This window comes from Rhizobium sp. BK456 (genome assembly GCF_014194045.1).
Lineage (GTDB): Bacteria > Pseudomonadota > Alphaproteobacteria > Rhizobiales > Rhizobiaceae > Rhizobium > Rhizobium redzepovicii.
Genome location: NZ_JACIAO010000007.1, coordinates 116,945 through 143,033, shown reverse-complemented (window position 1 = coordinate 143,033; position 26,089 = coordinate 116,945). Strand labels below are relative to the sequence as shown.

22 protein-coding genes and 1 other annotated feature are annotated in these 26,089 nt (G+C 60.2%); of the genes, 11 read left to right on the top strand and 11 right to left on the bottom strand.

Going from position 1 to position 26,089, the window contains the following annotated elements; all coding sequences use genetic code 11:
• Positions 1-46: 46 nt before the first annotated feature.
• On the bottom strand, positions 47-883 hold the full coding sequence (locus tag FHX03_RS20390; protein WP_097625919.1) for an alpha/beta fold hydrolase: 837 nt from the start codon (positions 881-883) through the stop codon (positions 47-49).
• A gap of 488 nt (positions 884-1,371) precedes the next feature.
• Here FHX03_RS20390 and FHX03_RS20385 point away from each other — a divergent pair, with 488 nt between their 5' ends.
• Positions 1,372-2,331, top strand: coding sequence for a S1C family serine protease (locus FHX03_RS20385; RefSeq protein WP_097625918.1), 960 nt, complete (start codon positions 1,372-1,374; stop codon positions 2,329-2,331).
• A gap of 18 nt (positions 2,332-2,349) precedes the next feature.
• On the opposite strand, the gene dusA is transcribed toward FHX03_RS20385, so the two are convergent.
• The 6 genes from dusA to FHX03_RS20350 all read right to left on the bottom strand — a co-directional run bounded on the left by dusA (position 2,350) and on the right by FHX03_RS20350 (position 12,592).
• Positions 2,350-3,351 carry a tRNA dihydrouridine(20/20a) synthase DusA gene (gene dusA, locus FHX03_RS20380; protein WP_183855160.1) on the bottom strand — a complete coding sequence of 334 codons (1,002 nt, stop codon included), beginning with the start codon at positions 3,349-3,351 and terminating at the stop codon, positions 2,350-2,352.
• Between the two features lie 178 nt (positions 3,352-3,529).
• A complete protein-coding gene (locus FHX03_RS20375; RefSeq protein ID WP_003540801.1) occupies positions 3,530-3,742 on the bottom strand; it encodes a cold-shock protein in 213 nt (70 codons plus the stop codon).
• A 661-nt stretch (positions 3,743-4,403) separates the two neighbouring features.
• On the bottom strand, positions 4,404-4,871 hold the full coding sequence (locus FHX03_RS20370) for a DUF3828 domain-containing protein (RefSeq protein WP_183855158.1): 468 nt from the start codon (positions 4,869-4,871) through the stop codon (positions 4,404-4,406).
• A gap of 227 nt (positions 4,872-5,098) precedes the next feature.
• Positions 5,099-7,879 carry a metal-binding protein gene (locus tag FHX03_RS20365; RefSeq protein WP_183855156.1) on the bottom strand — a complete coding sequence of 927 codons (2,781 nt, stop codon included), beginning with the start codon at positions 7,877-7,879 and terminating at the stop codon, positions 5,099-5,101.
• A 74-nt stretch (positions 7,880-7,953) separates the two neighbouring features.
• Positions 7,954-11,817, bottom strand: a complete 3,864-nt coding sequence (locus tag FHX03_RS20360; protein WP_409565145.1) for a cadherin domain-containing protein — start codon at positions 11,815-11,817, stop codon at positions 7,954-7,956.
• A 388-nt stretch (positions 11,818-12,205) separates the two neighbouring features.
• Positions 12,206-12,592 carry a GNAT family N-acetyltransferase gene (locus FHX03_RS20350; protein ID WP_183855154.1) on the bottom strand — a complete coding sequence of 129 codons (387 nt, stop codon included), beginning with the start codon at positions 12,590-12,592 and terminating at the stop codon, positions 12,206-12,208.
• A gap of 258 nt (positions 12,593-12,850) precedes the next feature.
• On the opposite strand from FHX03_RS20350, the gene FHX03_RS20345 reads away from it, so the two are divergent.
• Together FHX03_RS20345 and FHX03_RS20340 are read left to right on the top strand one after the other, a co-directional pair.
• Positions 12,851-13,573, top strand: coding sequence for an SOS response-associated peptidase (locus FHX03_RS20345; protein WP_097625872.1), 723 nt, complete (start codon positions 12,851-12,853; stop codon positions 13,571-13,573).
• A 118-nt stretch (positions 13,574-13,691) separates the two neighbouring features.
• A complete protein-coding gene (locus FHX03_RS20340) occupies positions 13,692-14,390 on the top strand; it encodes a hypothetical protein (RefSeq protein WP_183855152.1) in 699 nt (232 codons plus the stop codon).
• A gap of 70 nt (positions 14,391-14,460) precedes the next feature.
• On the opposite strand, the gene uvrB is transcribed toward FHX03_RS20340, so the two are convergent.
• Complete coding sequence (uvrB, locus tag FHX03_RS20335; RefSeq protein WP_183855150.1) at positions 14,461-17,409, bottom strand: excinuclease ABC subunit UvrB; 2,949 nt, start codon at positions 17,407-17,409, stop codon at positions 14,461-14,463.
• A gap of 227 nt (positions 17,410-17,636) precedes the next feature.
• Here uvrB and FHX03_RS20330 point away from each other — a divergent pair, with 227 nt between their 5' ends.
• From FHX03_RS20330 to FHX03_RS20315, 4 genes are all read left to right on the top strand, one after another.
• Positions 17,637-17,978 carry a lipoprotein gene (locus FHX03_RS20330; protein ID WP_183855148.1) on the top strand — a complete coding sequence of 114 codons (342 nt, stop codon included), beginning with the start codon at positions 17,637-17,639 and terminating at the stop codon, positions 17,976-17,978.
• 30 nt (positions 17,979-18,008) lie between these two features.
• Complete coding sequence (locus FHX03_RS34535; protein WP_246699272.1) at positions 18,009-18,548, top strand: DUF982 domain-containing protein; 540 nt, start codon at positions 18,009-18,011, stop codon at positions 18,546-18,548.
• A gap of 147 nt (positions 18,549-18,695) precedes the next feature.
• The gene (locus FHX03_RS20320; RefSeq protein WP_183855146.1) at positions 18,696-19,085 is read left to right on the top strand and encodes a hypothetical protein; all 390 of its coding nucleotides are present in this window, start codon (positions 18,696-18,698) and stop codon (positions 19,083-19,085) included.
• Between the two features lie 135 nt (positions 19,086-19,220).
• Positions 19,221-19,598 (top strand): hypothetical protein, encoded by a 378-nt coding sequence (locus FHX03_RS20315; protein WP_183855144.1) that lies wholly within the window; start codon positions 19,221-19,223, stop codon positions 19,596-19,598.
• A gap of 139 nt (positions 19,599-19,737) precedes the next feature.
• Here the strand turns inward: FHX03_RS20315 and FHX03_RS20310 are convergent, their stop codons facing one another.
• Positions 19,738-20,193: a DUF805 domain-containing protein gene (locus FHX03_RS20310; RefSeq protein WP_183779449.1), complete on the bottom strand. Its 456-nt coding sequence runs from the start codon at positions 20,191-20,193 to the stop codon at positions 19,738-19,740.
• Between the two features lie 160 nt (positions 20,194-20,353).
• Positions 20,354-21,121, bottom strand: coding sequence for an adenylate/guanylate cyclase domain-containing protein (locus FHX03_RS20305; protein WP_183855143.1), 768 nt, complete (start codon positions 21,119-21,121; stop codon positions 20,354-20,356).
• A 515-nt stretch (positions 21,122-21,636) separates the two neighbouring features.
• Here FHX03_RS20305 and FHX03_RS20300 point away from each other — a divergent pair.
• From FHX03_RS20300 to FHX03_RS20285, 4 genes are all read left to right on the top strand, one after another.
• Positions 21,637-22,425 carry a DUF899 domain-containing protein gene (locus FHX03_RS20300; protein WP_183855141.1) on the top strand — a complete coding sequence of 263 codons (789 nt, stop codon included), beginning with the start codon at positions 21,637-21,639 and terminating at the stop codon, positions 22,423-22,425.
• A gap of 207 nt (positions 22,426-22,632) precedes the next feature.
• Entirely contained in the window at positions 22,633-23,013 is a 381-nt protein-coding gene (locus tag FHX03_RS20295; protein WP_097625865.1) for a response regulator, read from the top strand.
• 56 nt (positions 23,014-23,069) lie between these two features.
• Complete coding sequence (locus tag FHX03_RS20290) at positions 23,070-23,321, top strand: hypothetical protein (RefSeq protein WP_097625864.1); 252 nt, start codon at positions 23,070-23,072, stop codon at positions 23,319-23,321.
• Positions 23,322-23,506: 185 nt separating this feature from the next.
• Positions 23,507-23,562: a sequence feature (sul1 is cis-regulatory element that is thought to sense ions involved in sulfur or methionine metabolism; They are found in Alphaproteobacteria), on the top strand.
• A gap of 69 nt (positions 23,563-23,631) precedes the next feature.
• Positions 23,632-25,098 (top strand): SulP family inorganic anion transporter, encoded by a 1,467-nt coding sequence (locus tag FHX03_RS20285; protein WP_097625863.1) that lies wholly within the window; start codon positions 23,632-23,634, stop codon positions 25,096-25,098.
• An 11-nt stretch (positions 25,099-25,109) separates the two neighbouring features.
• Here the strand turns inward: FHX03_RS20285 and FHX03_RS20280 are convergent, their stop codons facing one another.
• Entirely contained in the window at positions 25,110-26,024 is a 915-nt protein-coding gene (locus FHX03_RS20280) for a LysR family transcriptional regulator (RefSeq protein ID WP_183779441.1), read from the bottom strand.
• Between the last annotated feature and the right edge of the window lie 65 nt (positions 26,025-26,089).

Sequence of the window (26,089 nt, the reverse complement as noted above, 5' to 3'; positions counted from 1 at the left end):
GATGCCGGCCGTCGGGCGCCTGATCGGCGCCCGGCGGATTGATCGTTCAGCCCTTGATGAAGGCGAGGATGTCGGGATTGATGATGTCGGCATGGGTGGTGCACATGCCGTGCGGAAATTTCTCGTAGACCTTCAGCGTGGCGTTCTGCAGCAGCTTCGACGAGAGCAAAGCGGAGTCGGCGATCGGCACGATCTGATCATCGTCGCCGTGCATGACGAAGGTCGGCACGGTGATGATCTTCAGGTCTTCGGTGAAGTCGGTTTCCGAGAAGGCCTTGATGCCGTCGTAGTGCGCCTTGGCGCCGCCGATCATGCCCTGGCGCCACCAATTGTTGATGACCGGTTCCGACACCTTCGCACCCGGCCGGTTGAAGCTGTAGAATGGGCCAGCCGGCAGGTCACGGTAGAATTGCGAGCGATTGGCGGCGAGCTGCTTGCGCAGGTCATCGAACACCTCGATCGGCAGGCCGCCGGGATTAGCAGCCGTTTTCACCATGATGGGCGGTACGGCGCCGATGATGACGAGCTTGGCGACGCGGCCCTGGGGTTGGCCATGACGGGCGACGTAGTGGGTCGCTTCGCCGCCCCCTGTGGAGTGGCCGACATGGACGGTGTTCCTGAGATCGAGATGCTCGACGACGGCTGCGGCATCGGCGGCGTAATGATCCATGTCGTGACCTTCGCCGACCTGGGTCGAGCGGCCGTGGCCGCGCCGGTCATGGGCGACGACCCGGTAGCCCTTCTCGAGAAAGTAAAGCATCTGGGCGTCCCAGTCGTCGGAGCAGAGCGGCCAGCCGTGATGGAACATGATCGGCTGAGCGGCCTTCGGCCCCCAATCCTTGTAGAAGATCTCGACGCCGTCCTTGGTGGTGACTTTGCTCATTTCATAGCTTCCTTGTTGGTGGGGTTGATGCGGTCGGAAATTTGCGCCGTTGCCGGCAGAATTGGCAAGACGACGAGCGCTGCCGCGCGAGGCTTGGGCAAGAAGGTTAAGCCGCAGGCAACGCCGGCTCGATGTTGTTATTGAAGGCCTGTTTCTATTCTATTGATATGACCGCAGTTTGTATGGTTCGATGCATTGTCGCCGTAACAGGCTGGTCATAGCGTATCGAGGGCAGCGGATTGCACGGGCGAACATCTGCAGTGAGCCAGTTTTTTGCCGTTCGTTCAAGATATCTGTCCGGGTAGTTCGATATAGCTGTCCGCCTAGTTATGCTCGCGTGCTATCGCAATTGCGGGAGCTACCCTCGCTCACTTGAACCGCGTTCGAGGCCCAACCATCTAATCCTCAACAACAGTATGATGGCGAACCGTCGCAACCAAGACCGCTTGGGCCGCGGACGACGGTTATTCCCGCCTGAGGATCAAATCATGGGTTACATGGACAAAGCGATAGCGCCTCAGAATAATGGGGCGCTGATCGATGCCTATTCACAATCGATCGCAGCAGCAGTCGACACGGTCGGGCCGGCCGTCAGCCGGATCGAGAGGGTCGGTGGCCGGCAGGGGCATGGGTCGGGCTTCGCCGTCTCGCCAGACGGCCTGATCATTACCAACAGCCATGTCGTCGACGACGCCAAAGTCGTCCGCATTACCACGCCCGACGGCTTCGTTACGGAAGGCCGGGTGTTGGGCCGCGATGTCGATACCGATATCGCCGTCATTCGCGCCGACACAAGCACCGGCGCCTGGGCGAGGCTCGGAGATTCCCAGCGGTTGCGCCGAGGCCATATCGCCATCGCGATCGGAAACCCGCTCGGTTTCGAATGGACTGTCACCGCCGGCATCGTCTCGGCGCTCGGCCGGTCGATGCGGGCAGCCAGCGGCCGCCTGATGGAGGATGTCATCCAGACCGATGCGGCGCTCAATCCCGGCAACTCAGGCGGGCCGCTGGTGTCTTCCAGCGGGGAGGTCATCGGCGTCAATACCGCCGTCATCCAGGGCGCGCAGAGCATCGCTTTTGCCGTAGCGTCGAATACCGCCAATTTTGTCGTTTCGGAAATTCTCCGCTACGGCCGGGTCAGGCGCGCCTTCATCGGTATCGCAGGCGATACGATCGTGCTGCCGCGCCGCGTCGCGCTTGCGGCTGGCACGGTGCAGACGACCTCCGTTCGCATCCGGCGCGTCGAGCCGGACGGACCGGCAGCAAAGGGAGGGCTGCAGGAGGGCGATTACATCCTCGCCATCGACGGCAGTCCGGTCGGCGGTGTCGACGATATCGTCAGGCTGATGGATGGCAGCAGGATCGACCGGGATACGGAGATACTGGTGTTCTCGGTGGCGGGTCGGATCGAAAAGAAGACCTTGCTGCCGGTGGCGCGGACGTCGTGACAAAGACGTCATGTTCCGTCAGGCGCTGACCGCCTCCTGCTCCACTCCCGAAAAATCCACTGCCGCAAAAGCTGCGGCCAGTACCTCCGGCCCGGCACCGCTTTTGGCCGCGTCGGTCGACAGGATCTGGCGGTAGCGCCTGGCGCCGGGCAGGCCGGTGAACAGGCCGACCATGTGGCGGGCCACGTGCTGCAGCCGACCGCCACTGGCGATATGGCGCTCGGCATAGATCATCATCCGGTCGCGCAGGTCTTCCCAGTCCGGTTCTCCCGCGGGAGCGCCGAAGAAGCGCTGGTCGACTTCGGCAAGGATCGCCGCATTCTGATAGGCTACGCGGCCAAGCATGACGCCGTCGACATGGGCGAGATGGGCGGCGGCTTCATCAAGCGTGCGGATGCCGCCGTTGATGCCGATGAGGACATCGGGCCAGCGCTGTTTCATCCGGTAGACGATCTCATAGTCGAGCGGTGGGATCTCGCGGTTTTCCTTGGGGCTCAGGCCCTTCAGCCAGGCTTTGCGGGCATGGATCCAGATCGCGTCGGCGCCGGCATCGAGAACGCGGGTGATCAACTCCGGCAGGGCCTGTTCCGGCTCTTGCTCGTCGACGCCGATCCGGCATTTCACCGTCACCGGCACGGTTGCGACCCTCTTCATCGCCGCGATGCATTCGGCCACCGTTTCCGGCGTCAGCATCAGGCACGCGCCGAAGGTGCCCGACTGCACCCGGTCGGAGGGGCAGCCGACATTGAGGTTAATCTCGTCATAACCGTAGGATTCCGATATCTTAACCGCTTCGGCAAGCTTGGCCGGATCCGATCCGCCGAGTTGCAGGGCCAGCGGATGTTCCGCTGCGTCATGGCCGAGCAACCGGTCGCGCGGACCGTGGATGATCGCATCGGCCACCACCATCTCGGTATAGAGCAGCGCCTGCCGGCTGATCTGGCGATGGAAATAACGGCAATGCCGATCCGTCCAGTCGATCATCGGGGCGACCGCGAAAATCGGGCTCTTCTGCGTCATCGACGTTCCATAATTCGTTGTTCTTGGGGGCCGCATGGCGCCGCACCGCCATGGGGCGGGATCATCTCTTCAGCGCGCATATAACATCCGGCGGTGAGATCGACAAATGGCGTTCACGCAAACAGAAACGGCGCCCCTTGTGGAGCGCCGTTCATGCCGCCGAAGCGGAAAGTCTAACTTACGAAGCTGAGATGTTTACGGCCTTCGGGCCCTTGCCCATGCGGTCCGGCTCGGTGTCGAAGGTAACCTGCTGGCCTTCGCGCAGCGACTGGATTCCAGAAGCCTGCAGCGCAGAGATATGGACGAAAACGTCCTTTGCGCCGCCGTCCGGCGTGATGAAACCAAAACCCTTGTCCTGGTTGAAGAATTTTACGGTGCCCTTGGTGGCCATTGGGATCGTCCTTTTCCCTTAGTCTGTGTAGTATCCGCGCCCCCGAGAGGAAGCGGACGGCTTTAGCTTTCGCCCCGATCGATTGGGACGAAGGGTCAGTCGGAGAAGTCACGTACGGGGAAAGAACGTCTACGTAGGCGGGTAGTCCCGCGCCGCCTTCCAAACGGAAGGGATTACCACATCAGTCCAGTCACCGGCATGCAAATGCCCGAGTAGGTGAATTGGTGCCAGCTTTTCGGGCAAAAAGCAAGCGGGATTATTTTGACATGCCCGCATCGAAGTCGGTAAATGTCGAAGATTCAGATACTTGACGAAAAGTTAGCGGTTCCTTGCACGGCTGTGCCATAGAGGGATTCCGTGCCGAACCGGGACGAGCGGGTAGATTCGATAGCCGGGCATGGATTTTGTCGTCTGGCGTGGCCATCGATCCGGCCTCATCCAGAGGTGCGGAAGCCGGTGGCCGAAGCCTAGAAGGACGGGGCGGACACCGGCGCCATTGCCTCGCACACGAAATTGCATGGGAGATTCCTCGCCCGCCCTCGTGGTTCGAGACGGCTCTTCGGGCCTCCTCACGATGAGGGCTATCCTCTGCACCTGCGGCTTTCTACCCAAGTTAGCGCAATTGTTGCTTCATCCATGCGAGGGTGCCCAAGGCCGCCCCTTATTGTGTATCACCCAGCAACGCGCTCAGGCTCCACGGATTATCCGCCTTCTGATTGGCGATGTCGTCGACCTTCCAGCCGCCGTGTTGCCGCACCAGCGTGTAGAAGAGTGTCACCTCTTGGCCGTTTTCGAACTGCACCTCCACCTCGGCCTTATCATCCAGCACGATTGGTTGGCCGATCCTGACGTCGCTCGCCGTGCCGTCCTGGCCCGCGATGACGGGATCGAAGTCGATTGCGCCAACGTCGCCCTCGGGCGTGTTGTCGAGGTCGGCCTGCAGGAGTTCGTTCAGATGGTCGGAAAAGAAGATCGAATAAGGCGAGGGCGCCTCGGCATCGCTGTTGTCGGTGTTGTAACTGTAGAGAGCCTTGAGCAGCGCCTTCGGTGTCTTGTACGTCTCGGCCGATGCGGGCAAGGCTGCGAGCGCTGAGACGGCCAGGGCCAGGATGAATGTGGGCAGGCGCATGCGGGCTCTCCTCGGATGACGAGAAATCATAACCGAAACGGGTATCAAGGTGGAGGTGCATTTTGGAAAAGGGCGGTCCGGAAGCGGTCGCCGCCCTCGCGGTTTCCTACCGATGTCTTGGGTACCAGGAAAGTTCTGCCGCTTGGGGCAGCCAGGCAGGGAGTCCGGCATTTTTTGTCGAGATCGCCGGTTGCGCATCTCTGCGTCCACCGGCGATCGTATCGCGGTTAGATCAATGCTTCATGCGACTGGCTCGTAAACGACGGTTCGAAGACGTCCTTTACGATGATCGTGAAATCGTGGCTGGTGGTATTTCCAGCCGCGTCATAGGCTTCGGCGGTGAAGGTCAGGCTGTGGTTGCTTTCAAAGTCGATCGCGGCCTTGGTCTGGATCTTGTTGCCGACGAGCTTGAAGATGCCGTCCGCGTCGTCGGTCAGCCGCCACTTCACTGCCCCGCCTTCCGGGTCGACGGCCGAGAGAAGACCGACCGACGTGCCGATCGCGACATTCTCGGAGATCGAGCTGCGCGAGAAAGAGAGCTTGATCGGCGCCTGGTTGACCGGGGCTTCGTTGACGTCGAGGACGTTAATGGTGATGTCCTTTTCGACCGTGACCTTGCCGTCGGAGACCGCGACCTTGATCGTGTGCGATTTGGCTGTCTCGTAGTCGAAGGCCTTCGAGGTGACGATGCGATTGCCATTGAGGCGGAAGTGATCGTCGGCCCCGTCGATGAGCTTGTAGGTCAAGGTGTCACCATCGGCGTCCTTGGCGCTGAGCAGGCCGAGCGTCGTCCAGATCGGCGTGTTTTCCAACAAGGAGGTTTTCGACAACTGGAGATTAGTCGGCGCGGCATTGTGGTCAGCCGTGAAGGTGCCCTTGGCGAAATCGTAGACACCATCGGCAAAACGAGCGATTTCGATGTCACGCAGCGTATCGGTCCCTTCCTTGGCGCTGGTCAGGACGTGATCGCCGTTGTTCATCGCGAAGGTATAATTGGCGAAATTGCCGGAGAAGACCGCCGTGTCGATGCCGGCGCCGCCAAACAGTGCGTCATTGCCGGCGCCGCCTTCGAACCGGTCGTTGCCATCGGTCCCGAAGAAATAGTCGTCTCCGCCGCCGGTCTTGACGTCGATGCCGAAGGCGGTGCCGAAGATGTCGACATGGCGGTTTGCCAACTCGTCGGAAAGATCGGCATGGGCGCTGTCCGTCAGCGTCAGTGCAAGCACATCGTCCTCGTAACCCGGCTTGTCGTATTTGACGATCTTGTCGAAGCTTTCGAACTGGGCGGCCGAAGCGAGAACCTCGGCGCCCGCCGTTTCGAGAATTTCGACGTTTTTGATCGTCAGGCCGGCAAGTCCGATGAATTCCATGCCGGGATCCAAGGTCGGCTCGATAACGCGGAGCGTATCCGTGCCGGCGCCGCCATCAATCGTTCCGGAAAGCGCGGAAGAGTGTGACTGCAAGTTGATGGCATCATTGCCGTCGCCGGCGTCAATGTCGAAGGCTTCAGGGGCGGTGGAAATATTATCGCCGTCGGTGATCTTGTCGTCGCCCGCTCCACCCCTGAGGACATCACTTCCGGCGCCACCGAAGAGCTTGTCATTGCCTGCGCCGCTGTCCAAAATGTCGTTGCCATCAGTCCCAGTCAACAGGTCGCCGCCGCCGCCGGTCTTGACGTCGATACCAAAGGCGGCGCCGCTAATGCCGCTAATGTCGACCCCATAGTTTGCCAGTTCTTCGGAAAGATCGACATGTGCGCCGTCTGTCAATCTCAAGAAAACGGGAGAGTCCGGATCCGAGCTGATGATCTTATCGAAGCTCTCGAACTGCGCGGCCGAACCAACGGCTCCATGACCTGCCGTATCAAGAATTTCGACGTTCTTGATCGTCAGGCCGGTGAACTGTCCGCCTAGCAACTTGTCAAGGCCAGCGCCACCATCGATTGTTCCAGAGAGCGCCTGAGCATATGTCTCCACGCTTATGGTATCGTTGCCGTCGCCCGCATTGATGTCGAGGACTTCCGGAGAAATGCCGACAGAGTCACCATCAAAGATCGTGTCGTTGCCTGTTCCGCCCCTGATGATATCATTTCCGGCGCCGCCATAGATCGTGTCGTTGCCTTCGCCGCCGGTCAGCAGGTCATTTCCGTCGTTGCCATTGATGAGGTCGTCGCCGCCGCGGGCGTCGAAAATATCATTGCCGCCAGTCCCTAAGAAGTGATCCTGGCTGCTGCCGGTCGTGACATCGATACCGGAGACCCTGCCATAGATATATACTTGGCCACTTGTCAGTTCGTCAGAGAGATCGACATGGGCACCGTCCATTATGCTCAAGTTGATGTCAAAACTGCCATTTTGTGCGACGATCTTGTCGAAGCTTTCGAGCTGCGCGGTCGATGCGACAATGCCAAATGGCCCTGCCTCGAGGATTTCGAAGTTCTTGATTGTCAGGCCTGTCAAAGCACTAGCTTGCAGCCTGTCGGTGCCGGCGCCGCCGTCGACTGTTCCGGATATTTTGAGGCTGACATCGTTTGATAGGTTCACGATGTCGTTGCCAGTGCCCGCATCGATGTTGAAGACTTCAGCGGCGCTTGAGAAATAGTCACCATCGTAAATCGTGTCGTCGCCTGCGCCACCGCGGATGACATCATTGCCGACGTCGCCGGTGAGTACGTCATTGCCTTCGCCGCCATTGAGCGTGTCGTTGCCAGTGCCGCCGTTGATCGAATCGTTTCCGCCTCCACCATTCAGCGTGTCTGCGCCGGCTCCACCCCAAATAGTGTCGTTGCCTCCGCCTGTTGTGATCACATTGGCACTGCCTGAGCCCGTCACATTTGCCGAAACCGAGCCTAGCTCGTCGGCCAGGTCTGCCGTACCGGAGGCTGAAACTTGCAGTGTGACCGTAGCGAGAGGATTAGCGGCGGAGTAGCGGATAACATCGTACGCTTCGAACTCAGCGCCGGTTTTGGTGATTGGTGAGCCGTTGGTGTCCAGAATGTTCAAGGCCATATTCAAACTTTCAAAAAAGAGGTTGGGACGCATCCCTGAATCTGGGAGCGATCATGTTGAGGCTAGATCAGCGCTTAGTGCAGCAGGCTCGAAAACGATGGCTCGAAGACGTCCTTCACGGCGATCGTGAAGTCGTGGCTGGTAGCATTTCCAGCCGCGTCATAGGCCTCGGCGGTGAAGGTCAGGCTGTGGCTGCTTTCGTAGTCGATGGCAGCCTTTGTCTGGATCTTGTTGCCGACCAGCTTGAAGATGCCGTCCGCATCATCGGTCAGCCGCCACTTCACCGTACCGCCCTCCGGATCGACGGCTGAGAGAAGACCGACCGATGTGCCGATGGCGACATTCTCGGAGATCGAGCTGCGCGAGAAAGACAGCTTGATCGGCGCTTGGTTGACCGGCGCTTCGTTGACGTCGAGCACGTTGATCGTGATGTCTTTTTCGACGGTGACCTTGCCGTCGGAGACGGCTACCTTGATCGTGTGCGATTTGTCCGTCTCGTAGTCCAAAGCCTTCGAGGTGACGATGCGATTACCATTGAGGCGGAAGTGATCGTCGGCGCCGTCGATGAGCTTGTAGGTAAGCTTGTCGCCGTCGGCGTCCTTGGCACTCAGCAGACCAACCGTGGTCCAGATCGGCGTGTCCTCCGAGAGAGAGGTTTTCGAAAGCTGGATATTGGTCGGTGCGGTATTGTTGAGTTTGAAAGTTTCCGTGGCGAAATCGTAGATGCCATCGGCAAACTTGGCGAACTCCATGTCGCGCAGCGTGTCCACACCTTCCTCGGCGCTGCTCAGGACGTGATCGCCATTGTTCAACGCCAGGGAATAATTAGCGAAATTGCCTGAGAAAACCGCGGTGTCGATGCCCGCGCCGCCGATCAATGTGTCATTGCCGGTGCGGCCATTGAAGATGTCGTTGCCGCCGCTGCCGTCAAAAATGTCGTTGCCGTTGGTGCCGGCAAAATCGTCGGCGCCGCCGCCGGTCTTGACGTCGATGCCGGAGGTATCGCCGGTGATAAAAGCCCCGCGGTCCGCCAGTTCGTCGGAAAGATCGAGGTGGGCGCTGTCCGTTAATACCAGGGAGGGTCGATTGTCGGATTGATCGCTCGACCAGACAATTTGATCAAAGCTTTCGAACTGCGCGCTCGAACCTGCAGCCTCCCATCCCGTTGCAAGTACTTCGATGTTCTTGATCGTCAGGCCTCTCAGCGACGAGGCTTCGAGAGTATCAATGCCGGCACCGCCATCGATTGTTCCTGAAGCCACCGGAGCCGATGCCGGCACGGTTATAAAATCGTCGCCGTCGCCCGCGTCGATATCAACGACCTCAGGGATAAGGCCAAAAAACTCACCATCGGAGATGAAATCGTCACCCGCGCCGCCTCTGATGACGTCATTTCCGGCGGCACCCCAGAGCAAATCACTGCCATCACCGCCCTTCAGAGTGTCGTTGCCATCTCCACCATGGATCCAATCGTTTCCGGCGCCGCCGCTCAGTGTGTCTGCGCCGTAACCGCCCGCGATTTTGTCGCTGCCTGCGCCGGTGGTGATGATCGAATCGCCACCGCCGAAGTCGGTCACATCTGCAACGGCCGAGCCCAATTCGTCGGAAAGGTCTACCGTCCCGGAATCTGAAAGGAACAGAATCACGGGGGCGAGAGGATCGGTTGGTGAGTTGCGGATGACATCGTAGGCTTCGAACTCAGCGCCGGTCATGGTTGTTATGAAGCCATACGTATCGAGGATATTCAAAGGTACATTCGGTTGGGTATCGTTGCTTGTGAAGGTTTCCGTGCCGAAATCGTAGAGGCCATCGGCAAAGCGGGCGAATTCGACGCCTGTCAGCGTATCCATACCTTCCGCGGTACTGGTCAGGAGGTGATCGTCATTGTTCAACGCAAATGAATAATCGGCGAAATTGCCTGCGAACAGTGCCGTGTCGGTGCCCGCACCGCCATCGATGGTGTCGTTGCCTGCGCCGCCGGTCAATTTGTCATCGCCGGCATTGCCATTGAGGGTATCGTTGCCGCCGCTGCCGTCGAAAATGTCGTTGCCGTCGGTCCCGGTAAACTCATCGTCACCGCCGCCGGTCTTGACGTCAATGCCGAAGGCATCGCCGTCGACGAACGCTCCGAGATCCCCCAACTCGTCGGCCAGATCGAGGTGGGCGCTGTCCGTCAGTGTCACCGCGGCGCGAAAATCGCCAAACGGATCGGTCGACCAGACGATTTTATCGAAGCTATCGAACTGTGCGCTCGATCCGGCGACCGACCATCCTGCCGTCTCAAGGACTTCGATGTTTTTGATCGTCAGGCCCCGGAGCGAAGCGGCTTGCAGCGTATCGATCCCATTGCCGCCATCAATCGTTCCGGAATTCAGCGAAGCCAATGTTCCTAAGCTTATGGAATCGTTGCCGTCGCCCGCATTGATGTCAATGACTTCCGGGCTCAGGCCGAAAAGCTCGCCATCGTCGATCGTATCGTTGCCTGCACCGCCTCTGATAACGTCGTTCCCGACGTCGCCGGAGATGTAATCATTGCCGTCACCGCCATTCAGCGTGTCATTGCCAACGCCGCCATTGAGGCTGTCGTATCCTGCGCCGCCATTCAGCGTGTCTGCGCCGTCGCCGCCTGCAATATTGTCGTTGCCTGCGCCTGTCGTGATCACATCGTTGCCGCTTGTGCCGATCACGTTGGCGGAGCCAGAGCCCAGTTCGTCGGAAAGGTCTACGGTGCCGGAATCCGAGATGACTAAATTGACCGGGACGAGAGGATTGATTTCGGAGTCGCGGATGACGTCGTAGGCTTCAAACTCAGCGCCGGTTTTGGTAATCGTCGCGCCATTCGTGTCCAGAATATTCAGCGGGGTGCTAGGCTCGATGCTGTTGACCTTGAAGGTTTCAGTCGCGAAGTCGTAAACGCCATCGGCAAAGCGCGCGAATTCGACGTCTGTCAGTCTATCCGCGCCTTCCAGCACGCTCGTCACGACGCGGCTGCCATTGTCGACCGCGAAGGAGTAATCGGCGAAATTGCCTGTGAATGCAGCCGTGTCGATGCCCGCGCCGCCACTAATGGTGTCGTTGCCGGCGCCGCCGGTCAGTTTATCATCGCCGTCGTTGCCATTGATGAGGTCGCTACCGCCGCTGCCGTCGAAAATATCGTTGACGTCGCTGCCCGCAAACTCATCGTTGCCGTCGCCGGTTTTGACGTCGATTCCGGAGAAGCCGCGGACGAGAGTTCCGAGATCTCCGAGTTCGTCCGAAAGATCGAGGTGGGCGCTATCCGTCACCACAAGTGAGGGGTCAAAACTGAAGAACGGATCGGTTGATCTGGCGATTTTGTCGAAGCTTTCGAACTGCGCGCTCGAACCGCTCACCTGGAAATCGGCGAGTTCAAGCACTTCGACGTTCTTGATCTTTAGATCGCGGAGCGCCGAGGCACGCAACGTATCGATCTCGGCACCGCCATCGATCGTTCCCGATATCAGTGGAGCAAATCTCTCAATGGTTATCAAATCGTCGCCGTCGCCGCCGTCAATATCGACAATTTCTGGCTGGAGGCTGCCATCAGGTCCGAGCACAAAGCCAAAACCACCATCAGTGATCCGGTCGTTGCCATCACCGCCGACCAATTTGTCGTTGCCGGCATTGCCGTAGATCGTGTCGTCGCCGGCGCCACCGCTCAGTATGTCTGCGCCGTCGCCGCCTGAGAGGATGTCGTTGCCGGCACCGGTCGTGATCGTGTTGTCGCCGCTCGAGCCGATCACGTCCGCCGATACCGAGCCCAGCTCGTCAGCCAGATTCGCGGCGGAGGAGTCGGAGACGGTGAGGGAGACAGCTACGGAAGGATTGGCTTCAGAGTAGCGGATAACGTCGTAGGCTTCGAACTCGGCACCGGTGTTGGTAATTGTGGCGCCGTTTGTATCCAGAATGTTCAAGGCCATATTTTAATCTTCCCCAAAAGATGCGTTTTACTCTGAAAAATGAGAAATCCCCGAAAGAACTGTTCATCGGCTCAGCGGACGACAACCCCACGGGGATCTATGCCAACCATTAATGAAGTTTTCAATGAAAAATTGTGATTTTTTCTTGGTCTTTTAACGAAAAAGTAAGGCTGAAATACTGGGAAAGGACTTTGAATTTGCAAACCAAAAGTCGTATTTTAGTCTTTTAATTTATACCCATCATAAGCGGACATAAGCTCGCGGTATAAGCGTGAAAAACTGTATTCCTTTGGCGCGCTTTGGCATTGCGCGTCGGCGCCCGACCATCTGCGTCGCTATCCCGGCTGATGATGGGGTTGGCGCCTGCCGTTTGAGGGCGGCCTGGTTCTCATGCGAGCTTGATGAGGCCCGCCGCGGTGGGCTGGAAGTCACAGGCTCGGTAGAAGTCGGTCAGGTGCGGTTCGAAATCGACATGCAGCCACTCAGCGCCGCGCTCCCGCGCAACTCTCGTCGCTTCCCTGACCAGCCGCGTCGCAATCCCCTGCCGGCGCAGGTCGGAATGCACTGAGGTGTCGAGAATGAAGGCATGGATGCCGCCATCCCAGGCGACATTGACGAAGCCGACGAGTGTGTCGTCGTGATAGGCGCCGATATGGGTGAGGCTGCGGGGGAGGATGTGGGAGAAATCCGGTGCTTCAGGCGTGTTCCAGGCTGCCGACCAGAGGGCGTTGAGATCGGCGGGCGAGGGGAAGGGGTCGATGCGGAGTTCGGGCATGGGTGGTTTCCGATTCGTTTGTCACGCCGCTTGCCTGACGTGTTTTTTCCGCCAATTCGGCTTGCTTCGCAATAGACCGATTGATGGGGCAGGCCTCCTCTCAGCCTCGACGAGAGGGCGCCTACTTCTCATCCTTCATTTCTGTGTCATCCTGGCCGCGAAGGGGCATTCCTGAACGGCCACAACTGACGCTTCGTTGACGACGTCACCGCTGAGAACATAATCAGAACATCTAATATTCGATCGACAGGAAGCACAATGTGCGGACGCATCTTCGTAAAAACTTCGCTTGAAGAATTGATCGGCAATTTCGCCTTTGCAGTGAAGGGCGGGGATATCGACGGGCTGGGAAACCGCTTTCCCCGCTGGAATGGGGCGCCGTCGCAAGATTATCCTATTATCATCAGGGATATCGTGCGCGAACCCGATACGTCGGGGCCTATATTCGTGACCGCGCGCTGGGGTCTGATGCCTTCCTGGGCGAAACCCGGCGGCAGGCCGCCGCCAGTCAATGTTCGATGCGAGACGATCAGCGGCAACGGCATGTTCCGCTCGGCATACCGATCGCGTCGCTGCCTCATTCCGATCAATGGCTTCTTCGAATGGAAGGACATTCACGGGACCGGCAAGAACAAACAGCCCTATGCCATCGCCATGACCGACGGCTCGCCTTTTGCGCTCGCCGGCATCTGGGAGACGTGGACGGATGAGAGGGGCGTGTCCATCCGCAACTTTGCCGTCGTCACCTGTGAGCCGAACGAGATGATGTCTGAGATTCATGACCGCATGCCCGTCATTCTGCATCGCGCCGATTACGAGAGATGGCTGTCGCCCGAACCGGACCCGAACGATCTCCTGAAATCCTTCCCCTCCGAACTGATGACGATGTGGAAGATCGGCCGGGATGTCGGCTCTCCGAAGAACGATAGGCCGGAGATCATCGAAGAGGTCGAGGACGATCCGGAACCGACGCTGATCTAAAGCAATCCGGGCAAAAGCGTGCGGCGTTTTGCGCCCGGAATTGCTCTGATTTTACGGCTCGGGCGGAGCCATTCACGAAACCATGCGGCAGAGACATCCTCACGAGGAGAGGAAACGCATGCAAGACGATATCGGAACGCTTCTCAGATCGTTCCTCAATAATGCCCTTCGCAAACAGCCTCAGCGCCGCATCCGGGATTTCGGCGGCTATGAGGTCGGCAAGCGCCGAAACCTTCATGTCATCAAACCGATCGCGCGGGATACGGCAGATTTTCTCTGCACCTATCTCCTTATCAGGCTGCGCGGCGAACCGGCGAGCCGGGAAGGTGTGGCCTCCACCGTCGCCGCTGCCTTGAAGAATGTCTCTGATGAGTTCGCCTACAAACTGACCTGGCACAGTGACGAGGCATGGAACACCGTTTGCAACTCGGTCGCAGAGTTTCTCGAAGGCTGCCTGCAGATCGAGGCGAAACCCTATGATGGCTCCCTGACGGCGCAATCGGACTATAACGGCTGGAAGAGCTGGGAGATGGTCGTCAGCGGCGAGACGCCGCGGGGGAGGTGGCGCCACTCCTGGAAGGAAAAGCCCGGCGACGATTTCATCGGTTTCTACGGCGATGCCTGCATGGGGCGGATCTTCAAGATCGACCTGACGGGGTCGGACGAGCGCTGGTACTGGCTGATTGCGGCCGACGGCAGCCCTCGGCGCGGCTGGCCGGCGGCGGGGTTCGAGGCGAGCGCCAGGAGTGCAGCCTGTCGGGTAGAGCGGATTTATTTTGCGCTGGTAGCGGGGACGGGGAGGGTCGGGTCTGGATGAGGGGGAAGTATGTTCGCCGCGGCATTGGTTATTTTGCGGAGTGGGCTCCCTCACTCGGCGTGCCGTTCGCTCACCGCCCCGGCCGCCCAGTCTTCCCCTTCGTCCGGCCCTTACGCTTCTGTTCGCCCGGATCCTCGTAGCTGCCGGCGCCCACCCGGGCGCGTACTACGGGCCGCAGGCCATCGTCGCGGTCCGGCTGGCCCTCCAGCAGTGGTGAAAACCGCTTCGAACCCTTGGCGGCATCGGGCTTTTCCGGCAGCTGTCCGGTGACCGGCTTCTCCGTGCGGCCGACCGTCATTTCGTCGAGGTCGTTTTTGCGGAACAGGCTCTTCTTGGCGGGTTCGGCGATGTCGCGGCCCATGTCATTGAGGGCGGGTTTGCGGAAGAGGGGCGTGGCAGTGTCGGTGCCTGGGCCCATGTCGTCGATTGAAGGCTTAGCGAAGTAGGAGGGGGTGGCCCCCTCATCCGCCCTGCCGGCACCTTCTCCCCGCTGGGGAGAAGGGTATTTGTCGCGAGCTTTACCTTCCATTGCCTTGGATTCCTCTCGGGCCATCGGATCGTCCATCACGGCCAGTTCGGCGGCCTTGAGGCGTTTGATTTCGTCGCGGAGGCGGGCGGCTTTTTCGAAGTCGAGATCGGCGGCGGCGTCGCGCATGCTCTTTTCGAGCGCGTTGAGATGGGCCTGTAGGTTGTTGCCGACGAGGTTGCCGCCATCGGCGAAGCCCTTACCTGAAACGCCTGAGATATCGGCGCGGACGTGGTCGCGTTCGTAGACAGAGTCGAGGATGTCGGAGATCCTGGCTTTCACCGATTCCGGGGTGATGCCATGCTCCTGGTTATAGATCATCTGCTTTTCGCGGCGGCGGCCGGTTTCTTCCATCGCCCGCTTCATCGAGCCGGTGACCTGGTCGGCATAGAGGATGACCTTGCCGTCGACGTTACGCGCGGCGCGGCCGATCGTCTGGATCAGCGATGTCTCGGATCGCAGGAAACCTTCCTTGTCGGCGTCGAGGATGGCAACGAAGCCGCATTCGGGAATGTCGAGGCCCTCGCGCAGCAAGTTGATGCCGACGAGCACGTCGAAGGCGCCGAGGCGGAGGTCGCGGAGGATCTCTATGCGCTCCAACGTGTCGATGTCGGAGTGCATGTAGCGGACGCGCACGCCCTGCTCATGCAGATATTCTGTGAGGTCTTCGGCCATGCGCTTAGTCAGCACGGTGCACAGCGTGCGATAGCCCTTGGCGGCGGTTTCGCGGATCTCGCCGAGCACGTCGTCGACCTGGGTGCGGGCTGAGCGGACCTCGACCGGCGGGTCGATCAGGCCCGTAGGCCGGATCACCTGTTCGGCGAAGACGCCGCCGGACTGTTCCATCTCCCAGCTGCCGGGGGTGGCCGAAACGGCGATCGTGTCGGGGCGCATGGCGTCCCATTCCTCGAAGCGCAGCGGCCGGTTGTCCATGCAGGAGGGCAGGCGGAAGCCGTATTCGGCCAGCGTCGCCTTACGCCGGAAGTCGCCGCGGTACATGCCGCCGATCTGCGGCACGGTGACATGGCTTTCGTCGATGAAGACGAGGGCGTTGTCGGGGATATATTCGAACAGCGTCGGCGGCGGATCGCCGGGGTCGCGGCCGGTGAGATAACGAGAATAGTTCTCAATGCCCTGGCAGGAGCCGGTGGCTTCGAGCATTTCGATATCGTAGCGCGTGCGCTGCTCCAGGCGCTGGGCTTCCAGCAGGCGGCCGGCCTTCTCAAGCTCGGCAAGGCGAAGCCTGAGCTCCTCCTTGATCGACTTGATGGCGCCATTCAGCGTCGGGCGCGGCGTGACATAGTGCGAATTGGCGTAGATCTTCACCGATTTCAGATCGCCGACCTTCTGGCCGGTGAGCGGATCGAACTCGGTGATGGCGTCGATCTCGTCGCCGAACATCGAGATGCGCCAGGCGGCATCTTCAAGGTGGGCGGGGAAGAGTTCGATCGTGTCGCCGCGCACCCGGAAGCTGCCGCGGGTGAAATCCATGTCGCGGCGCTTATATTGCTGGGCGACGAGGTCGGCCAGCAGCTGGCGCTGGTCCAGCCGGTCACCGACCGACATCTGGAAGGTCATCGCGGTATAGGTCTCGACCGAGCCGATACCGTAGATGCAGGAGACCGAGGCGACGATAATGCAATCGTCGCGTTCGAGCAGCGAGCGCGTCGCCGAGTGGCGCATGCGGTCGATCTGCTCGTTGATCGAGCTTTCCTTCTCGATATAGGTGTCGGAGCGCGGCACATAGGCTTCCGGCTGGTAATAATCGTAGTAGGAAACGAAATATTCCACCGCGTTGTCGGGGAAGAAATTCTTGAATTCCGAATAGAGCTGGGCGGCCAGCGTCTTGTTCGGCGCCAGGATGACGGCCGGGCGCTGCGTCGCCTCGATCACCTTGGCCATGGTGAAGGTCTTGCCGGAGCCGGTGACGCCGAGCAGCACTTGGCTGCGGTCGCCATTCTCCAGCCCTTCGACTAGATCGCGGATGGCTGTGGGTTGATCGCCGGCCGGCTCGTAATCCGACTTCATCAGGATGCGGATGCCGCCTTCCGACTTGTCCGGCCGGGCCGGGCGGTGCGGCGTCCAGATCTTGCCGTTCTTATGCAGCGGGTTGCCGCTCTCGATCAGCGCTGACAGCGCCTCGACGGTGGCAGTGACGGCGGTGCCGGCCTGCAGCGACGAGGCTTCCTCCAGCGTCGTATTCATGCCCGCTACGGGGTTGAGGCCTGCGGCCGCGCGCGTCTTCGGGTCGGTCGAGCCGCCCATCGAAGTGCCACGCGCCGATTTCGAAGCCGCGATTTCCACCTTCTTGCGGTGCTTGCCGGCCTTTGAGGCGATCTGGCGCTGGGTCTCGACGCCCGACGCTTCGGCATCAGCCTCCAGCTGCTTGACCCAGTCGGCCACGGAGCCGGACAGGGGAGCGCCCTCGAAGGACGACTGCGGGGCTTCCTCGAAGCCATTCGGGGCGGGGGATTTCTTCGGAGATTTGGCCATGGCGGGAATATGGAGAGAGTCAGCGCGAAAGGGAAGAGGGAAAGAGTACAAAAGGGAAACGAATGAATCGTTCGGATTGGCGAATAATGTTCGGCGCGGAATGTCGGCAAAGAGTCTGCAATGCGGTTTTCCCGAGTGAATCAATAAAAGTCTGTGGTTGAAAGACGGATCATCTCCCGCGATGAGGGCGGCAATGTTACAGCTATTGCGGGAATTGGGGACCATTCATGAAAAAGATCATTATCGCATTTGCGGCGACGGCGGCACTCGCCGGCTGCGCCAAACGTCCTGACGCTATTGTCCAGGTCGACATTCCAATGGCGGCTTATACGAACCTTAGCTGCGAAGCTCTCGCCGCCGAACTGAAAAAGGAGAGAGCCAAGCTGGACGACTTGTCGAAGCAGCAGATCAGCGCGGCGAACGGCGATGCCTTCGGCGTCTTTCTTGTCGGCGTCCCCATCGGCAGCGTTGCCGGGGGAGACAAGGAAGGCGAAATTGCTGCATCAAAAGGCAAGGTTTCCGCCATGCAGTCCGCCGGCATGAGCAAGGGCTGCAGGCTGCCCGCCTGAAAGGGCGGCGGCGCTCAGGATGAGGCTTTCTTGGGTTCCGACGATCATCTCAAGGTCTCTCTTGAGCGCTGGCGCGGCATTCCCGCCGATCCTCATCCTGAAGGCGCACGCCCAATCGGGCGGAGCCTCAAAGGACGCGCCGCAACGCTTCTCCTTGCATCCTTCCCATGTCGGCGTATCGCCCCTTCCAATAGTGATACCATCCGGACCCACACTGGAACCGAGATCGGGCTTCCGCAGTTATTCCTGGTCAATTCACCTTCAGGTGCTACTGCCATTAGCGACCATTCCGCGTTCTGGAAAAAAACGATCTCGATCGATCTTGATGCCGGCGAACGGCTGGTTCTCCGCTCACCGCAGGACGCGCTTTATGCACTCGTCTCCGACTGGCCGATCCATGACGGCGTTCATCAGCAAAGAGCCATCGATTTCTGTCGTGCCTGGCTTGCCGGGCGGATGCCGGCCGAGACGGTGCGGCAGGCTTTTATCCTCGCAGCGTTGGAAGCGGGCGTACCAATCGCCGATGATGAGAACGGGGCCGCAAGTTCCGTTTCAAACCCTCCGGTATAAGTCGAGCGACGCAGCCATATCCACTGTCATGCAGTCACATGCGCAGGCTCAATCATATTCATTTTCGCGTATTGCAAATATTGTTCCCGCTGTGTTTGTAAGAATGCGCAGCGTTTATTACGCTCCGATTCTTGGAGATCCAACTGAATGAAAATAAAAGTCCTTGCTTGCGCTGCCTTCCTGATGCTCGCCGGCTGCAATGCCCAGGTGTCGCAATCCGTTGCCGATTCCCAGCGGCCTCCCTCGAATGACGTCCGGCAGAACTTCATCAACCTCATATTCAAGAGAAGTTATAGACACGAAGCGGGAGAAGTCGTCTGGGCCCGGATTTCGAGCGTTGTGCTGTTTGATCCCGAGAAGAAGATCTATGCCTACTGTGTCCGCGTGGTGCCCAAACGCAGCTGGGGAGACTGGGCCTATCTCGGCATCTCTTTCACGGATAGCCAAATCCTAGGCGGGACCGCGAACGATAATCGCTGCAAAGACAAGCGGCTGCGCTACTACCCGTTTCCCGAGCTGACCGGCATGAAGACCTGACCCAGGACGAGGGCTCGGGTTGAGTCGCCGTTCCAGGCATTGTTGAGTGGCGGCGCGATTTGCCCCAGCGTTGTGCGAGCGCTGTCCATCCGGAAAGTTCAGTCCATCGATTTTCGTAGAGGAAGATCCAGCCGAATGAAAATCAAATTCCTTGTCTGCGCTGCCCTGCTGGCGCTGGCTGGCTGCCAGGCGCCGGTTCCGCAATCCGTTGCAGATTCCCAGCGGCCGCCTTCCAGCGTAATTCGGCGCGAGCACGTCGATGTGCTGCAGGGAACCATTAAGCCGGGGAACTTCGTAAAGGCCGAGATTTCGAGCGTGGTTCTGCTGAATCCGGAAAAGCAGATATATGCTTATTGCACGCGCACGACGGAACGCAGCAATCCGAACTGGTCCTATATCGGCCTGAGCTTGCAACACGACTTGATAGTGGACTTGAAAAAGAACGACTATCGCTGCCATGACAAGCGGCTGCGTTACTATGATTTTCCTGAATTACGGAACATGAAGTACTGAGGCAGAGGCGGGCTTTTGCCAACCGCGCCGGTCCCCTTCGGGATGCCGTCAGAAGCGGACCGCACCCCGCAGTCCGCGTAACGACGATGACCGGTGCCTCGGACCCGCTCAACCCGCGAGGACCATTCTCACACCTTGCTCACGCGAACACGGCTTCCCTGGAATCATCCATTGTCGACGCCCTGCAGTACCATACGAGCACGACGACCGACCCAATGGGAACTAATAGTGCAAGAAGCTGCCACCATCCGCTTCGGTTGATGTCGTGAAGGCGTCGGGCGGCCACGGCGATCCACGGAAGAAACGTGGCCAGCGACCAGATCCGGTTCAAGGTTTGGCTCCGATCCACGACAAGCAAAGCGATGGCGACGAGAGAGACAAAGAGTGCCGAATACCAGAATTCCGATCGGCTCGCTCTGCCGTTGAAGTTCACATAGTTCTTGAAATAGCTTCCAATCGCCTGGCCGAAACCCATGGCCGGCGGCCGGCCGCCGAAGCGGTTCGGCCCAACCAGCGGTTTTCTGAAAACGAAGAACAATGGCACGCCGAACAGGATCAGGACGATCAACCAGTGAAACAGAGAAAAACTGCCCATGAGAAACCCCAGCTGTTAAACGGCTTAGAGATAAGCGATGTTTGTTTCCGGAGGATTAACCGGCTGGTAATCGAATATGTTTCGCAATCACAGCGTGAGAAACTGCAGCCGCCATGTCGGCGGCGGGATGATGCTTTGAGCGGGCCGCAATCGCCGTCGCTCAGTGCTTGGCCAGCACACGTGCCTGCACCGGCTGCTCGATGCCCTTCAGGGCCAACATGCGGGTTTCGGCGCCTGCCGCGAGGTCGGGGGCCTTCGCGGCCGTTTCTGCCGAGATCAAGATCTCGCCGGCGGCGGCATGGGATTCGAGCCTGGCGGCTTGGTTGACGACGCCGCCGATGGCGGTGAAATCGCTGCGGAAGGTCGAGAATTCGCCGATCTGCACCTCGCCGGAATGGATGCCGACGCCGACGCCGAGGGCGCGGCCGGGTAGGGCCTCGAGCGCCAGGCCATTCAGCGCCGCGGCGCAGTTGCGCTGGATCTCCTGGGCAGCCAGGATCGCGGCGCTGGCGTGATTTTTGCTGACGATGGGAAAATTGAAGATCGCCATCAGGCCGTCGCCCATCTGCTTGTTGACGATGCCGTCATGCGCCCAGATCGCCTGGGCGCAGCGATCCTGGAATAGGCTGACGATCTCGCTCAGCTGCACCGCCTCGATGCGCTCCGACAGGTCCGTGAATCCCCTGATATCGGCAAACAGGATGGTGGCGTCGACGGTGATCTGGCGCTGCTTCTTGACGTACTGGAAAGAGCGTTCGCAGATCGTGCAGATATCGGGGTTCATCTTGCTGCGGGTGATGCCGAAGGCGCGGAAAGGAAGCGCGAGCGGGCCGCCGATCGGGATCGGCATATGCATCTGATCCCAGCAGCCGCGGCAGATCCTGGCGGTGCCGTGCCTGGCCGGCTCACTGGAAGAGGCTGTCGTCATATCGAACAATCCGTCGCCTGATAGCCAAAAAACGAGCTTCCGATACTCGCCTGCTTTTGGCAACTCTCTCCCGATCAAACCGGCTGCGATGGTTTGAAGTATTTCGGCGGGCGCGATTCTGGTCGCCCAGATCGCTGCCAAGCCGAATGTCATCGGTTACAGTCGATTGAGCCAGATCGAAGAAGAGGGCACGCGCGTTTTCAGCCGGACTGACGAAACGCTGCCTCATTAAGGCTATTACCGGCGGGAAGCGATCTGCAGCGCCATATGAAACAAGATTTTGCCAATCGATGCGCGCCGGCTGGGCTGGTCGCGCTGCGAGGGTGGCTTGCGCTAACGCTAGCCAATCACTTCGTTGCCGGCGGCCGGATCGGCGGCGCCGACCGGGGGAATTACGGTCACACTTGTTACTCCCACTGTCCGATCTCCGATGCGAAACTATCTCCGATCAATGCGCGATGAACCGGTTTCGCCAACGGAGCGCGGGAATTCGCCTCAAAGAGGAGATCGACGCAATGACTGCAACAACGGAGAATGGAAAAGGTGGGCAGGCGATGCACAAGCCCGCGGTCGTCTCGCAGCAGGCCTGGGAAGTGGCTCGTAGGGAACTTCTGGTGAAGGAGAAGGCCCATACCCGCGCTCGCGATGCGCTTGCCGCCGAGCGGCGGCGCATGCCCTGGGTGGTCGTGGAAGAGAATTATGTCTTCGAAGGGACTGAGGGAAGGGTAAGCCTGCTCGATCTGTTTGCAGGCCGGCACCAGTTGATCGTCTACCGCGCTTTCTACGAGCCAGGCGTCTTCGGTTGGCCCGAGCACGCCTGCCGAGGCTGCTCGATGGTGGCCGATCAGGTCGCCCACGTCGCCCATCTCAACGCCCGCGACACGACGCTGGTTTTCGCCTCACGCGCACCGCAGGCCGATATTGCCCGGCTGAAAGCGCGGATGGGCTGGACGATGCCGTGGGTGACGATCACAGACAGTTTCGACAAGGATTTCGGCGTCGACGAGTGGCACGGCACCAACGTGTTCTACCGCGACGGCGAGCGCATCTTCCGCACCTATTTCATCAACAACCGCGGCGACGAGCAGATGGGCGGCACCTGGAACTATCTCGACATCACGCCGCTCGGCCGCCAGGAAGTCTGGGAGGATTCGCCGGAGGGTTATCCCCGGACAGCGACCTACAAGTGGTGGAACTGGAACGACGCTTATGTCGCCGACGCCGAGCCCGACAAGAAGTGGGTCGAGGTCTCCGATGCCGGCGAGGCGGCTTTCCGGGCCGAGGGTGCAAACGAGAAATCGTGACGAGAGGGCAATTGCCTTGCCGGCCTTGGATAGCAGCCGGCAAGGCGGGGGCCGATGACCGGATTTCAACCCGCTCGGCCGAAGTTCGACCGGGCGGCGTCCGAGGTCTTGAAGGAAATTCAATGCAGAGTGGAAACATTCTGGAACCAGCCGCGTTGTAGCCGTTGCCGGCGGTGTGCCCCCGCGGCCGGATAAGGAGGCTTATTCATGAAGGTCATGATCGTTGAAGATGAGAATATTATCGCTCTGGAGCTGGAACGCATTGCGCAAGAGGCTGGACACCAGACTGTCGGGCCGCTTTCGACGGTGGAGCAAGCTCTAGCCTACGCTCCGAGAAGCGATGTAGCGCTCGTCGATCTCAGCCTTTCCGACGGGCTGAGCGGCGCCCAGCTTGCGCGCCGGCTGATCGATCGCTTCGGCGTGGACGTTATTTTCGTGACCGGTAGTCCCGAGAGTGTCGGCAACGGTATCGCTGGAGCGCTCGACGTGATCTCCAAGCCTTTCACCGACGAAAGGATTGTCAGCGCGCTCTCGCGAGCAGAGGCGGCCCGACGCAAAGATTTTGACAGCAGCAGGGCAGCGATCTGATAAAAAGGAGATTGACGTCGTGCACGTCGCTGGACCCTTCCAGGGAGATCATCCGGATGAGGCACATACTCCTTGCCATTCTCTTCACCCTCACGGCCTGCGCCAACGCGGAAGGCCCTCAACCTCTTTCGGGTAGCCTGACCTATGGCGGAAAGGTCGTTCACTCACCCTATCGACCGGGGACTGTGGTCAAAAATACCTTTCTCGGCCAATTCGGTTATCGTGTATTCGAGACCTATGTGGTTCAACCGGATGGCACACTCAAGCTTACGTCGCAGAGCACAGGCCCGGATTTCCTCTGGCAATGAAGGGGGCCTCGGCTGCGGTCGCGCAGCGAAGGAGCACCTCGGCGACGAGTTTCATCGTGGCGTCCGGCGTGATCTCAAGCGGCGCGCTCAGGCTGTTATCAATTCGCTCGCCGCTTTCGCTTTCATTCCTGCACATTTGAATGTTGCACTGCGGCAAAATTTTCGTCTATACCCCAGGCATTCACCACGGACCCGGTGAGACCCCGGGTGGCTCTTCTGGCCGCCGATCCGCCAGACAACGCAAACCTGCACGCCATCACGCGACCGCTCGGCAGAGCGTGTCGGGCCATGCTTTGCGAGACTCCATCCCATGCTGCTTTCCTCTATCCGTCGCGATTGGGCCGCCAATCCCATGCGCGAAATGCTTGCCGGGGCGGTGGCGACCTTCGCCCTGATCCCCGAGGTCATCGCCTTTTCATTCGTGGCGGGGGTCGATCCAGAAGTCGGCCTGTTCGCCTCCTTCGTCATCGGCATCGTCATTGCGTTTACCGGCGGGCGCCCGGCGATGATTTCAGCGGCGGCCGGGTCGGTCGCACTGGTGGCGGCACCGCTGGTGCACGCCCATGGACTGCCCTATCTGTTCGCGGCCGGGCTGCTGGCGGGGCTGCTGCAGATCGGGTTCGGCCTGCTGCGGCTCGGCGTGCTGATGCGCTTCGTCTCCAAATCCGTGCGCACCGGTTTCGTCAATGCGCTTGCCATCCTGATCTTTGCCGCGCAGATGCCGCACATTATCGGCGCCGGCTGGATGGAATATGCCGTGCTGGGCGCCGGGCTTGCGATCATCTATCTGACGCCGCGGATCACTACGGCGATCCCGTCGCCGCTGATCTGCGTCCTGATCCTGACCGTCGCCTCGGTGTCTTCAGGGCTTCCCGTTCTCACCGTCGCCGATCTCGGCAGGCTGCCGGATTCGCTTCCGGTGTTCGCCTTGCCGGCGGTGCCGCTGACGCTGGAAACCCTGCGGATCATCGCCGGCCCCGCACTGGCCATCGCCATGGTCGGGCTGCTGGAATCGATGATGACCGCGAGCGTCGTCGACGATCTGACGGATACGCCGAGTTCGAAAAACCGCGAATGCACCGGTCTCGGTCTCGCCAATGCGGCCGCGAGCCTGTTCGGCGGCATCGCCGGCTGCGGCATGATCGGCCAGACGGTGAGCAACGTGAAATATGGCGGGCGCGGCCGGCTCTCGACGCTGTTTGCCGGCGCGTTCCTGCTGATCCTGATGGTGCTCCTGAAGCCATGGGTTTCCGAGGTTCCGGTCGCGGCGCTGGTGGCGATCATGGTGATGGTCTCGATCGACACCTTCGACTGGTCGTCGCTCCGGGCCGTGGTGGTCCATCCTCGGATGTCGAGCGCCGTCATGGTGGCGACCGTCGTGGTCACCGTCTTCACCGCCAATCTGGCGCTGGGCGTGACGGTCGGGGTGCTGCTCAGCGGCGTGTTCTTCACCTTCAAGGTCGCCCGCCTGCTGCGCATCGATGTCGCGCCCGATCAATCCGCCGGACGGCGCGCCTATCGCGTGTCGGGCCAAGTGTTTTTTGCCTCCGCCGATGTTTTCGTCGACGCCTTCGACGTTCAGGACGCGATCGGCAAGACCGTGCTGATCGACGTCTCCGAGGCGCATTTCTGGGATATCACCGCCGTCGCAGCGCTCGACAAGGTCGTGCAGCGATTCAAGGCACATGGCATCGCCGTTGAGGTCGCAGGCCTCAATCAGGCGAGTGCAACCTTGATAGAAAGCCTCGACGGCAAGGTGGTGCTGAAGGAAGTGTAACGGGGCTACCGCTATATGATGGCGAAGTCGTCGCTGCCATCGGCTCCCGCGTTCAACCGTCTGGCGGCGAGTTCGATAAAGGTCTTGACCAGAGGCGGCAGGTGCCGGCTGCTCGGATAGACGACGTGCAGGCCGCCGACTGGGGTCGTGTAGCCGTCGAGAACGCGGCACAGCCGCCCATCCCTGATATAGGCGTTTGCGACCCCATGGGGCAGTCGGGCGATGCCGTAACCGGCGATCGCCGCGGCCATGACCGCCTGCATTTCATTGGCGGCGAAGCGCCCCGAGACCGGGATCGTTTCCTGTCCGTGCGGGCCTTCGAGCAGCCATTGCGCATGGGTGGATTGGCCGGCGATAACGCAGTCGTGGCGGACGAGATCTGCCGGGCGATCGGGCGCGCCGCAGCGGGCGAGATAGTCGGGGCTCGCGCAGAGCAAGCGATGGGTAGAGCCGAGCTTGCGGGCGATCAGCGTCGAATCCTCCAGAATGCCGGTGCGGAAGGCGAGGTCTATTCCGTTTTCGACGAGATTCAGCCTGTCGTCGGTCAGCCGCAATTCGACCCTCGACTTCGGGTAGGTCGTCAGAAGGTCGAAGATCGCGTCCTGCAGGAAGTGGCCGCCGAAGCCGACCGGCGCCGATATGCGGATCGTGCCGGCGGGCTCCGCCCTTGCCTCCGCAAGACGCAGGTTGGCGCCTTCGATCGTGCGGAGCGCCTGGCTGCTTTCCTCGTAATAGAGGCGGCCGGCATCCGTCGGGCTGAGGCTGCGGGTCGTGCGCTGCAGCAGGCGCAGGCCGAGTTCGCGCTCGAGAGCGGCAATGCGTCGGCTGACTGTTGTCTTCGGCATGCCGAGCAGGCGCGCCGCGGCGGTGAAGCTGCCGGCCTCGATGACGCGGGCGAAGATCATGATATCGTTGAGGTCGAGCATTGTAGCCTGATATGGTACGATGTTTCCCAATTATAGGCCATTATGGTCCAATGCAACAGGCCCTA